The organism is Stenotrophomonas sp. YJH_SMC_6 (assembly GCF_059371335.1).
In genome coordinates, this window is the sequence record NZ_JCAFUM010000013.1 from 174,641 (window position 1) to 185,077 (window position 10,437).

Consider the following 10,437-nt stretch of genomic DNA (forward strand, 5'->3'; position numbering starts at 1 on the left):
CAAACCACCCGGTAGGTATCGACCTTGGTCGACACGGCGGCGACAGCGTTCGGGCGTGGCCCGGCGCTACGCCCCGCCCTTGAGGATCACTTCGGCCAATCGGTCGTAATCACCATTGAAGTGATGGTCGCCCGGAAGCTTCACCTTCTGCACGCCGTCGTTGGCCGGCAGGCCGGGGCACAGCGCGTCGTCATCCTTGTCGCCATACACGCAGAGGGTCTTCGCCGCCGGCAGCTTCGCCACTTCCGGCGCGATCGGCAGTCCGTCACCGCCGCCCCCCAGCCAGTTGCTGACATGGAATTCGAAGTCAGCCTTCCTGCCCACCGACAGCAGCACGATACGGTCCAGCGCCTCACGGGTGCCGGCATCAAGCTGGTTGATGGTGGCCGGCAGCACGTCGGCACCCTGCGAGAAACCGATCAGCATCACCTTGTCGCGATGCCACTGCTGGCGGTAGTGATCGATGATCTTCTGCAGGTCAGTGGCAAATCCCTTCGGCGTGCGTTCGCTCCAGAAGTAGCGCAGTGAGTCGATGCCGACCACGGCCACGCCATGTTCGTTGAGCGACGATGCCACGTCCTTGTCCAGGCCGGCCCAGCCGCCATCGCCGGAAACGAACACGGCCAGCGTGTCGCCGCTGCCGGTCGCCGGTACTTCCACTATCGGCAGGCCCTTCAGCGCGGCTGGTGGCGGTGCCAGGCTGACGCCGGCCTGCGCGCCGATCACCCGCGCCGCCGCCACCAAGCCGGGTGAAGCATCGCCGCGCGCGGTGCGCTTGAACTCGCGTGCCATCGCCACCTGCTGCACGAAGCGGCTGGCCTCGCCAACCTTGCAGCCATGGTCGCCGGCGGCGCTCAGCCACGGGGAATTCAACTCGGCAGGCTGCAGCTTGTTGTGCTTCACACCATCGCCGCAGACCATGCGCTCGTGGCTGTGATCCGGGCAGAAGCCGGTGGTCAGCAGGCCGGCGAATACCTGGGTGTCGGCCTGTGCGGCCAGCGTGTAGGCCATCTCGGCGCCTTCACCATCACCACCGACCAGCGGCAGGTGGTAGCCAGGTAGGTGCAGGGAGGCCTGCAACCAGCGCGAGAAGTTCTCGACGTCGCCGGAACCGAACGAACAGGTCGGATTCCCCTCGCGCTTGAGCACGCTGCGCAGATGCGCGATGTCCACGGCAGCGACCATCGCGCCATCGGCACGCAGGGCTTCGATCGGAAGGCGGCTGGTATCACCACCGGCGGTGGGTTCATGGAACCAGATCACCACACGCTGCGGCGTGCCAGCCGGCATGTGCACCGGAATCTGCTCGAACCGCCCGTGGCTGAACTGCTGCACGTTGGCCGCCGCCATTGCCGGCAGTGCTGCCAACGCCAGAACCACACCCATTGCCCTGCCCAGCCCTGCACGCTTCATGTCGCATCCCCGATGGAATGCGCACACGATACGCCGCTGCCGCGTGCACGGCACGTACCGGCGCAGGCCGTTGGGGATTCAGTGGGCTGCGGCCCGACGGCTGCGCCGGTACAGGGCCATCGCCAGATACAGCAGCCAGCCAACGATCACCGCGATCACCACTTTCTGTCCCAGCCCACGCGGTGGTCCACCACGCCACAGCACATGCAGCCACAGCAGCACGAAGGCCAGCCATGCCCAGCCCCAGAGCAGGCCCGCGGCAGAATGCCAACCCGGTTCGCGGCGCAGGTACCAGGCCTGCAGCAGCATGCCGACGCTGGCACACAGGAACGCGGTGTTGGCTGCCAGTCCATGGATGAACGGTGCCAGCAGCGGGGTCGCTTCAGGCAGCCAGCTGTCACCGATGGCGACCGTCGCCAGCCCCAGCGCAGAGACAGTGAACAACAGCGGCGCCGCCGCACTGCGGCGCGGCCCGATGCTGCCGCGATACAGCGCAATGCCAAGCGCCGCAATGGCCAGCGCCAGCAGGCAGTAGGCAGCGCGCAATGCCAGGCCCCACGGCCCGTGCAGGTACAGGCTCAAGGTTGCCCGCACCCAGTCCAGATCGCTGCGTGCGAACTGGGTCCACAGTGCGGTGGCCACGAACAGCAGCAGCGCCACCAGTGCCAGCACCGCCGCCGGACGCGCACGGCTCATGGCGTTGCCTCCGGATGCCGCGTCTTCCACTCGGCCAGCGCCTTGCGATAGCGCTGCAGCTCATCGGCATAGAGATCCAGCACGCACAACGGACAGCCGCTGCCACAGCACTCGTTGGGACCGGGCTCTTCGGGGGGCAGCGGGCGGGGGTCGGGATCAGGGACGGACACAGTGGGAAGCGACAATCGGTGAGAGCAGGCCCAAGTGTACCGGTCCAGCTCAGCGGGCCAGCTGTCGACGCAGGTTTTCCCGAGCCGCCGCATCCAGGCGCTGGTGGAAGAAGTCACTGAGGAAGATGCGCGGCGCCCGCAGCAGCCCCTGTAGGAAACGGCGACGCCCGGCGCGGTACAGGAAGCCCGGCACGACCCCTTTGTACTCTTCGGCCACGCCACGATCGTAGGCGGCGAACACCGGCTCGGGCGCGGCCAGGATCGCCATGTCGCAGTCCAGGAACAGCGCGGCCTCGGCATCAACGTCGTCCGGGCCCAGATCGCCATGGCGGGCTGTCAGCAGGATCAACTGCTCGACCCGCGCGGCGTCGACGCCGGCCAGTTCCGGGGCCCGTGCGATTGCCTGCAGGGCCAGCGCCGCCGAACGCGCTTCGTTATCCTTGCGGCCCGCCACATAGATCGCGTCGTGGTAGAGCACGGCCAGGTACACCTCGGCGGGCCTCTGCCAGCCCGGGCCGTCAGCCACGTCCTGGCAGTGCTGCAGCACCGCGCGTACGTGTCCGAAGTGGTGGTAGGCGCGGGGCGGCGTTGCGTAGCTGTCCTGCAGCGCCTGCCACTGCGCAGGAGCCAGCGTCAGCGGAGAGAAATCCATACCCGGATCATCCCGCCTGCGCAGCCCCGCGGCAAGCTGATGGTTTTTTCACCACATACTCACAACGCTTGCCCGGTGAGGCCTGGACGCGGTTGTCCACAGCTTTGTCGAGCGCTGGTCCACATCGGTTGTGGATGAAACGCCGTACCGGCCACGCGCCGACCAACGGTCACTGCAGCGCGGCGCCGCCGGGTCTACACTCGCCGCAGGCGGGAGCGCCCGCCGCTGCCGGGAACTGTCATGTATCGCCCTGCCGCCCGCATCTTCGTCGTGGTCCTGGCCGCTTTGATGGCCGCGCCGCTCTGCGCACAGAACCACCCGCGCACCGATGCACTCCCGCCCATCGGCAGCGTCCCCCCGGTGGAGGTCCCCTCACCGGAACAGGTCTTCGCGATTCCTCCCGCAATGCGCGCGATGCTGCAGGCGCAGGTGATCGACCGCAGTTCATCGCGCGAGCAGCGGCTGCAGGCACTGGTGGAAATGATCTTCGGCCGCCAGGGGCTGGACCTGCAGTACGACGCGAACGCGACCTATACCGTGGACGAAGTCTGGCAGCAGCGCCGCGCCAACTGCCTCGCCTTCACGCTGATGTTCGTGGCACTGGCGCGCGAGGCTGGCATCCAGGCCCGCGTCCAGGAAGTCGGCCAGGTCGTGTCCTGGTACCAGGACCAGGACGCCGGCGTGGTCTACAGTGTGGGCCACGTCAACGCGGGCGTGGAGATCGCGGGGCGTTACGCCACGGTCGACCTCGATCGCAACGTACTCTACGATCGCCGCGGCCCGCAGCCGGTCAGCCGCGCGCGTGCACTGGCGCATTTCTACAACAATCGAGGTGCCGAACGCATGGCCGAAGGAGACCTCCTCGGCGCCCGCGCGTTCTTCGATGCCTCGGTCGTGCAGGACCGCGCGTTCCCCTCGGTCTGGAACAACCTGGGTGTGCTCGACAACCGTGAGGGCAACACCGGTGCGGCGCGGGAGGCACTGGACCGCGCCCTGCGCCTGGACGGCCGCCAGGATGCGGCGCTGACCAATGCCAGCGCGCTGTATCGGCAGCTTGGGCTGGATGCGCAGGCCAAGGCCCTGGAGCGACGCTTGAAGTCGGTGCAGCGTGAGGACCCGTTCGCGCAGTACATGCTGGGCACGCAGGCCGAGCAGGCCGGAAAGCTGGCCGAAGCCATCCGCTATTACCGGCAGGCCGTACGCCTGTATGACACCGCGCACCAGTTCCACTTCGGGCTGGCGCGCGTGTATTTCCTGTCCGGGCAGCTTGAACGCGCCGACCGTGAACTGACCCGCGCGCAGCTTCTGGGTGGTGCACCGGAGCAGGCACGCTACCAGGCCAAGCTCGACAGCCTGGCCCGCTGGCGCGCGCAGCAGCAGGCCAGGCGCTGAGACCGATCAGGCCTTCTTGAGGAAGCAGGTCTTCAGGACCAGGCCCTTGATCTTGTCCGAGTTGCCTTCGATGTGCTCGGCATCATCTTCGACCAGGCGGATGTTGCGGATCACGGTGCCCTGCTTCAGCGGGATCGAAGACCCCTTCACCTTCAGGTCCTTGATCACGGTGACGGTGTCGCCGGCCTGCAGGGTATTGCCGTTGCTGTCACGCACGACCAGGGTCGAACCGGCACTTTCCTCGGCGGTCCATTCGAAACCGCAATCGGCGCAGATCCACAGCGCGCCATCGGCATAGGTGTTTTCCAGGGTGCACTGCGGGCAGGCGGGAACAGACGACATCGGCAAGTACCTCAAAGTGAATCAACAGCCGCCATTGTAACCGCCCGGTCCGGGGCCCCGGCTCCCTGGCAGGTGCCCGGCCGCCGCCATGACCACGGCTGGAGCAGCCGCGACGCTGGAACTTGCAGTCGGCGGCGAACTGCAGCAGAGTGCGCGGCCCCTGACCGCCCCCGGAACTCCCCATGCGCCTCGGCATCGACTTCGGTACCAGCAATTCCGCCGCCGCCATCGTGCATGAGGGGAAACTGCTGCCGATCCGTTTCGGTGACGCCGAACAGTTCCGCACCAGCGTGTACTTCCCCGGCGTGGTGCCCGACCCGGACGACTTCCAGCTCGACGACGGCCAGGAACACCAGCTGCAGCAGATGATCGACAGCGCCGCGCGTGCAGCTCGTGCCGCCGGCCAGGAACGCACGCCGCAGGCGCTGCGCCGTGAAGCCCTGCGCGCCCTGCGCCGGGAATGGATGGAAGCCCGCGCCGGCAAGGAACGCAGTGCCAGCGACCTGCTGCAGAACGCGGTCTACGGCGACGACGCGCTGGAAGCCTATTTCGAGGAACACGAAGGCAACCTGGTGCAGAGCCCGAAGTCGATGCTGGGCTACAACCTGCACCCACGCGCGAAGCAGACCATCACCGGCATCGCCGCGCACATCCTCGAACACATCCGCCTGACCGCCAGCGCCCAGCTTGGCCAGCCGCTGCGTGCCGCTCTGCTCGGCCGCCCGGTGCAGTTCCGCAGCTCGATCGGCGCGGCCGGCAATGACCAGGCACTGGATATTCTGCGCGAGGCCGCCACCCAGGCCGGCTTCGACCAGATCGATTTCCTCGAAGAACCCGCCGCGGCGGCCATGCACTACCACGCCGAAAGCCGCGAGCGGCACCAGGCGGTGATCGTCGACATCGGCGGCGGTACCACCGATATCGCGCATGCCGAAGTCGGCGGCGACGACGCCCCGCGTATCCACCGCGCGTGGGGTATCGCCCGCGGCGGTACCGACATTGATCTGGCGCTGAGCCTGTCCAGCTACATGCCGCTGTTCGGCCGCGGCATCACCCGCGTGCCCGCCCACCACTATGTGGAAGCAGCCACCGTGCAGGACATGACGCGCCAGCGCGACTTCCGCCAGCACAAATACGATCACGTCGACGAGCCGTGGTGCGGGCGCCTGCAGGCCCTGCAGGACACCGGCAATACCGCCCGCCTGTACCGCGATGTCGAACGCGCCAAGATCGCCCTCAGCGCCGCCAGCGAGCACCGCAGCACGCTGGACTACATCGCCCGCGACCTGCATGCCGACAGCAGCGCCGATGGCCTGGCCGCCGCCGCCCACGGCTACCTGGAGCAGATCCGGGAACTGCTGGCCCAGGTCCGCAGCGACATCGGGGGCGACCCGGATGCGGTGTTCCTGACCGGGGGCATGTCCCGTGCCGGCTACCTGCGCCAGGCCGTGGCCGAGGCCTTCCCGGGGGCCCGCATGGTCCACGGCGAGCCCTCGCTGGGCGTGGTCCAGGGCCTGGCGTTGGCGGCAGCCAGCCAGGATTAACAAAACGTTACGCGGTCTAAGTTACTCTTGGTCGGCTAGAACCCCGCTGCACCTTCCACCGGCCACGCCGGTGTGTGTCCACGGTGCAGCCTGGCCCGCCCTGCGGGCCTAGCGGCCATGCCTTCCTGGCTCGTTCATGGTCCGCGCAGCACCTGAGCCGCCATCGAGACCCGCTTTGGGCACCCGCCAGGCCCCCGTGGCCTTACAACCTGACGCAGCACCTGCACCCATCGACTGCCGCCGTTGTGACGCGGTCTGTTGCCGGCTGCCCGTGCTGCTGCAGCCCGGCGACCACGTGCCTGGCCAGTTCCTGTCACGCGACACCCACGGCCGTGCCGTGATGGCGCGCAACGAGGAAGGCTGGTGCGCGGCGATCGATCCCTATCACCTGCGCTGCACGATCTATTCGCAGCGCCCGGCGATCTGCCGCCAGTTTTCGATGGGCGGCGATGACTGCCGCCGCGAGCGGCAGGACTACCTGCGCCAGGCCGACGCCTGGGCGCTTTCCTCCCCTTCCACCTGACAGGAGCAACCATGCCCCGCAAGGCAAAGACCCCCGCGAAGGCCAGCAACAGCATCCGCAGCGAACGCAAGGGCGCGGCCGCCAGCACCGTGGTCAGCAGCGATTCGATCGCTTCGGACCTGGCAGCGTTCCGCAAGGCCGGTGGCAAGATCGAAGTCCTCGGCACCACCTGGGCGCTGAAGAAAGCCAGCTGACCCAGTACCGACCGCGGCGGCGCTGCCGCCGCGGCCTGCCGGACCGTGCTCAGCGATCCAGGCGTACCCGCACACTGCCCGAATGCGACTGGATGCGGATGTCTCCATCACCGCCCCCCAGACGCGTATCGAGATGGCTGCCCGGCCCATAGCGCGGCCGCTCCACCTGACCGGCGTCGCTGTTGATCGAGCCGCTGAAGCTGTTCACCGACAGCTGTGCCGACACCGTGCGTGGCAGGCTCAGCGTGACCGAGGCACTGACCGATTCGACATTGATGCGGCCGCCGGGCGCCAGCCCGGCCGCTGCCAGATCGATGCTGCCAGAGACGGTTTCCACCGCCAGTCGCTGCACGCGCCCGGCGTCGACCTGGACCCGTCCGGACACCGTCTGCGCACCGATATCACCGGACACGCCGCCGCCGGCCTCGATGCGGCCACTGACGGTGTTCACATCCAGCTTCGGCGTCTGCAGGCGTGCGCTGACGCTGCCACTGACCGTGTTGAGCTTGCTGTCGCCACTGCGGCCAGCCGCGCTCAGGCTGCCGCTGACCGTGTCGGCCTGCAGCCGTCGCACATCGATACCACTGATGTCCTGGCTGGCGCTGACCGTGCTCAGCAGCAGCTCCACAGATCGCGGCACGTTCAGCACCAGCGTTGCACCGCCGTTGTTGCTGCGGCGCGGATATTCGATCTCCCAGCGCACACGGTTGGCGCTTTTTTCCTGACGCAACTGCAGGCCGTCGCTGAGCGTGCCTGTGAGCTGCACGTCATTGCGGTCCCAGCCACGCACGGTCACCTTGCCGGCCACGTTGCTCAGCTCGATGCGCCCCCCCGCAGCCAAGGTGTGGCGCTCGTCGATGCGGGTGTCGGCCAGCGCCACGGCAGGGGCCAACAGCAGCGCGACGCAACAGGAAATCAGGGTTCGGGTCATGGGGGTCTCCTCAGGTCGTCAAGCCGGACTCGGCGGCATAGGCCGCCTGCCGGGTCAGTTCCAGCCGCAGCGCATAGGTGCGCTTGAGCTGGCCAAGCAGGTGCGGCGCACGCGGGTCCTGCGCCAGGGCGGCACGGATCTGCGCCGCGCTTTCATCCAGTTCATGCAGGGCCGGCTGCCATTCCGGCGCCCGTCCATCGGGCAGCGCGGCCACGGCCTGCTGGTACTGCTCGGTCATCGCCGCGGCCTGCAGCTGCAGGGCGGACGGCGCCGGCGTATCCGGCTGCGCATGCCGCCACGGCGCCACCGCATACAGTGCCAGGCTGGCAGCCAGGGCAGCGCCGGCCGGCCACCACCAGCGGCGCCGCGAACGCACCGGCAGGACCACCACGTTGTCCGTTGGCGCGGGTGCTGCCTGCGATTCACGCGGCGGCAGCCGGGCGGACAGGCGTGCCCAGCCATCGGCGGGTACATCGCGCTCGTTCGGCAGCGCGCGCAGCCGGGCCAGCAGGTCGTGATCGGAATCGTGTTCGTGTGTACTCATGTCATGTCTCCCAGCCGTGCGCGCAACAGGCCGCGCGCACGATGCAGCTGTGCCTTGGAACTGCCGACAGCCATCTGCAGCTGCTCGGCGATTTCTTGGTGTTTCCAGCCTTCGATATCGTGCAGCACCAGTACCGCACGCGCCCGTGGTGGCAGTGTCGACAATGCGCGCTCCAGGTCACGCTCGGTACCCGCGCAACGGTCATGCACCGCCAGTTCCAGCAGGCCGCCATCGACATCCTCCAGACTGTCGTGATCCTGCCCTGCGGCGCGACCACGCAGTTCCATCAGTGCGGCGTTGACCCCCAGCCGATGCAGCCAGGTGGACAGGCTGCTCTCGAAACGGAACCCTGGCAGGGCTTTCCAGGCCTGCAGGAAGGCCTCCTGCAGCGCATCCTCGGCACGTGCCTGCTGGCCGCCACACAACCGCCACAGGACAGCGAATACACGCGGCGCGTGACGCCGGTACAGCAGTTCGTAGGCAGCGGTGTCGCCGGCGGCCGCCGCCCGTACCAGAGCGGGTTCGTCGACGGCGTCGTTGGCGGCGGGCGGCGCGGGCATGGTGGTGTCGAGCATATCGCTTGGATGCGGCGACCCGGGAAAAGGTTTAGAGCCGATCGACGGCCGATGCCATGCAACCTTTTCGACGGCTGCTGCATCCATGGAAGGTCCTTCGCGAATCTGCCGTCCGGGAGTCCTGCCATGTCCAGCCCTTCCTGCGCCGCCCTGCTGGTGATCGCTGCCTGCGTCCTGCTGCAGGCGCTGGGCCTGTCACTGCAGCTGCGCCCCGACAACGGCCGCGCCTGCCTGCAGCAGCACCGCCAGGAGCTGGTCTGCCTGGCCTGGACCCCGGCGGTCGAATCCCCCGCACGCGCCGGGTAACATCGAGGGCCGTTATTGCCACCCGTCGTCGCCCCCATGATGTTGTCGCTGAAGGATCACCTGCCGGCCTGGACCTACCCTTGGCTCCACGACGCGGGTATCGCCGTGAAGATCCTGCTCACCCTGCTGGCCGCGTGGCTGCTGCGGGTGCTGGCACGGCGCTTGATCCGCCGCTTCGCCGAGCACTACACGCTGCCACCGGAAATGGTGATGGGCGCGCGCCGGATCACCAGTTTCGTGGTCTATTTCAGCGCGGTCCTGTACATCCTCAGCCTGCTCGGCGCATCGCCGTCGGTACTGTGGACCGCGTTCACCGGCTTCGCGGCGGTGGGTGCGGTGGCCTTCTTCGCGGCCTGGAGCGTGCTCTCCAACATCTTCTGCACGCTGCTGATCTTCACCACGCGCCCATTCCGCCTGCATGACTACATCGAGGTGCTGGAGAACGGCGAGAAACCGGGCCTGAAGGGCCGGGTGATCGACGTGAACCTGATCTACACCACGCTGCAGGAGACCGGCGACGGCCACGAGGGCACGGTGCTGCAGCTGCCGAACAACCTGTTCTTCCAGCGCACGGTGCGGCGCTGGCGCGACCCGGCACAGGCCCCCGGCGGCATCCAGGGCGACGGCTGAGGGGGTCTTCCTTTGCAGGGCTGCGCCCTGCACCTGCAGAGGCCGAAGCCGAAGCAAGATCAAGAGCGGCATTCCGTGGGATGGCGGGGCGGTGCGGGTGGTCAGGACACGCCGTAAACCCGTCCATGGGGGCTCGATGGCGCCATCCATGGCGCCAACGGTCCTGCCCACCCACACCGCCCCACCTCTGACAGATTCCGCGCGCTGTTGGTGGGTGCCGACCGTTGGTCGGCACATCTGTCAGATATCGATAGTCAAAATTGAATCCGACCCCGTGCCGACCAACGGTCGGCATCAGCAGCGGGTTCCAACAGATCGCGGAAATCTGTCAGAGGCGGGGCGGTGTCGGAGTGCGGGGTGTCCGCGGCATGGATGCCGCGGCCAAGCCCCCATGGTGAAGTGACCCCCGGGAGTTGGACGTCAGATCCAACCCCGAGGGATACATGAACAGATATGACGCACGTTTCAAACTGCAGGTCGCCAAAGAGGCCTGCAAGACCTCCACATCGGTCAAAGCCATTGCCC

14 protein-coding genes are annotated in these 10,437 nt (G+C 67.8%); 6 read left to right on the plus strand and 8 right to left on the minus strand.

Going from position 1 to position 10,437, the window contains the following annotated elements; genetic code table 11:
* Positions 1 to 66 precede the first annotated feature (66 nt).
* The 4 genes from AC5P9N_RS16135 to AC5P9N_RS16150 all read right to left on the minus strand — a co-directional run bounded on the left by AC5P9N_RS16135 (position 67) and on the right by AC5P9N_RS16150 (position 2,931).
* On the minus strand, positions 67 to 1,413 hold the full coding sequence (locus tag AC5P9N_RS16135) for a virulence factor family protein (protein ID WP_180863554.1): 1,347 nt from the start codon (positions 1,411 to 1,413) through the stop codon (positions 67 to 69).
* Positions 1,414 to 1,491: 78 nt separating this feature from the next.
* Complete coding sequence (locus AC5P9N_RS16140) at positions 1,492 to 2,109, minus strand: DUF998 domain-containing protein (protein WP_099485079.1); 618 nt, start codon at positions 2,107 to 2,109, stop codon at positions 1,492 to 1,494.
* Positions 2,106 to 2,294: an oxidoreductase-like domain-containing protein gene (locus AC5P9N_RS16145; protein WP_012480947.1), complete on the minus strand. Its 189-nt coding sequence runs from the start codon at positions 2,292 to 2,294 to the stop codon at positions 2,106 to 2,108. The genes AC5P9N_RS16140 and AC5P9N_RS16145 overlap by 4 nt, the downstream gene beginning before the upstream one ends.
* A 34-nt stretch (positions 2,295 to 2,328) precedes the next feature.
* Complete coding sequence (locus AC5P9N_RS16150; RefSeq protein WP_005410561.1) at positions 2,329 to 2,931, minus strand: HD domain-containing protein; 603 nt, start codon at positions 2,929 to 2,931, stop codon at positions 2,329 to 2,331.
* Positions 2,932 to 3,171: 240 nt separating this feature from the next.
* Here AC5P9N_RS16150 and AC5P9N_RS16155 point away from each other — a divergent pair, with 240 nt between their 5' ends.
* Entirely contained in the window at positions 3,172 to 4,323 is a 1,152-nt protein-coding gene (locus AC5P9N_RS16155) for a transglutaminase-like domain-containing protein (protein WP_099485078.1), read from the plus strand.
* A 6-nt stretch (positions 4,324 to 4,329) separates the two neighbouring features.
* Here the strand turns inward: AC5P9N_RS16155 and AC5P9N_RS16160 are convergent, their stop codons facing one another.
* Positions 4,330 to 4,665, minus strand: coding sequence for a zinc ribbon domain-containing protein YjdM (locus AC5P9N_RS16160; protein WP_005414225.1), 336 nt, complete (start codon positions 4,663 to 4,665; stop codon positions 4,330 to 4,332).
* Between the two features lie 182 nt (positions 4,666 to 4,847).
* On the opposite strand from AC5P9N_RS16160, the gene AC5P9N_RS16165 reads away from it, so the two are divergent.
* From AC5P9N_RS16165 to AC5P9N_RS16175, 3 genes are all read left to right on the plus strand, one after another.
* Positions 4,848 to 6,209, plus strand: coding sequence for an Hsp70 family protein (locus tag AC5P9N_RS16165; protein WP_099485077.1), 1,362 nt, complete (start codon positions 4,848 to 4,850; stop codon positions 6,207 to 6,209).
* A gap of 229 nt (positions 6,210 to 6,438) precedes the next feature.
* Positions 6,439 to 6,732: a YkgJ family cysteine cluster protein gene (locus AC5P9N_RS16170; RefSeq protein ID WP_053462562.1), complete on the plus strand. Its 294-nt coding sequence runs from the start codon at positions 6,439 to 6,441 to the stop codon at positions 6,730 to 6,732.
* 11 nt (positions 6,733 to 6,743) lie between these two features.
* Positions 6,744 to 6,926 carry a hypothetical protein gene (locus tag AC5P9N_RS16175; RefSeq protein ID WP_005410566.1) on the plus strand — a complete coding sequence of 61 codons (183 nt, stop codon included), beginning with the start codon at positions 6,744 to 6,746 and terminating at the stop codon, positions 6,924 to 6,926.
* 49 nt (positions 6,927 to 6,975) lie between these two features.
* Here AC5P9N_RS16175 and AC5P9N_RS16180 read toward each other — a convergent pair whose 3' ends face one another.
* From AC5P9N_RS16180 to AC5P9N_RS16190, 3 genes are read right to left on the minus strand one after another with little or no spacing between them, the layout of a single operon-like run.
* Positions 6,976 to 7,857, minus strand: coding sequence for a DUF4097 family beta strand repeat-containing protein (locus AC5P9N_RS16180; protein ID WP_043035445.1), 882 nt, complete (start codon positions 7,855 to 7,857; stop codon positions 6,976 to 6,978).
* Positions 7,858 to 7,867: 10 nt separating this feature from the next.
* Entirely contained in the window at positions 7,868 to 8,401 is a 534-nt protein-coding gene (locus AC5P9N_RS16185; protein WP_005414222.1) for a hypothetical protein, read from the minus strand.
* A complete protein-coding gene (locus AC5P9N_RS16190) occupies positions 8,398 to 8,976 on the minus strand; it encodes an RNA polymerase sigma factor (RefSeq protein WP_033834331.1) in 579 nt (192 codons plus the stop codon). The genes AC5P9N_RS16185 and AC5P9N_RS16190 overlap by 4 nt, the downstream gene beginning before the upstream one ends.
* 126 nt (positions 8,977 to 9,102) lie before the next feature.
* Between AC5P9N_RS16190 and AC5P9N_RS16195 the strand changes: the two genes are divergently transcribed.
* Both AC5P9N_RS16195 and AC5P9N_RS16200 read left to right on the plus strand, forming a co-directional pair.
* Entirely contained in the window at positions 9,103 to 9,282 is a 180-nt protein-coding gene (locus AC5P9N_RS16195; protein WP_005410570.1) for a hypothetical protein, read from the plus strand.
* 36 nt (positions 9,283 to 9,318) lie between these two features.
* Complete coding sequence (locus AC5P9N_RS16200; protein WP_005410571.1) at positions 9,319 to 9,912, plus strand: mechanosensitive ion channel family protein; 594 nt, start codon at positions 9,319 to 9,321, stop codon at positions 9,910 to 9,912.
* Positions 9,913 to 10,437: the final 525 nt, after the last annotated feature.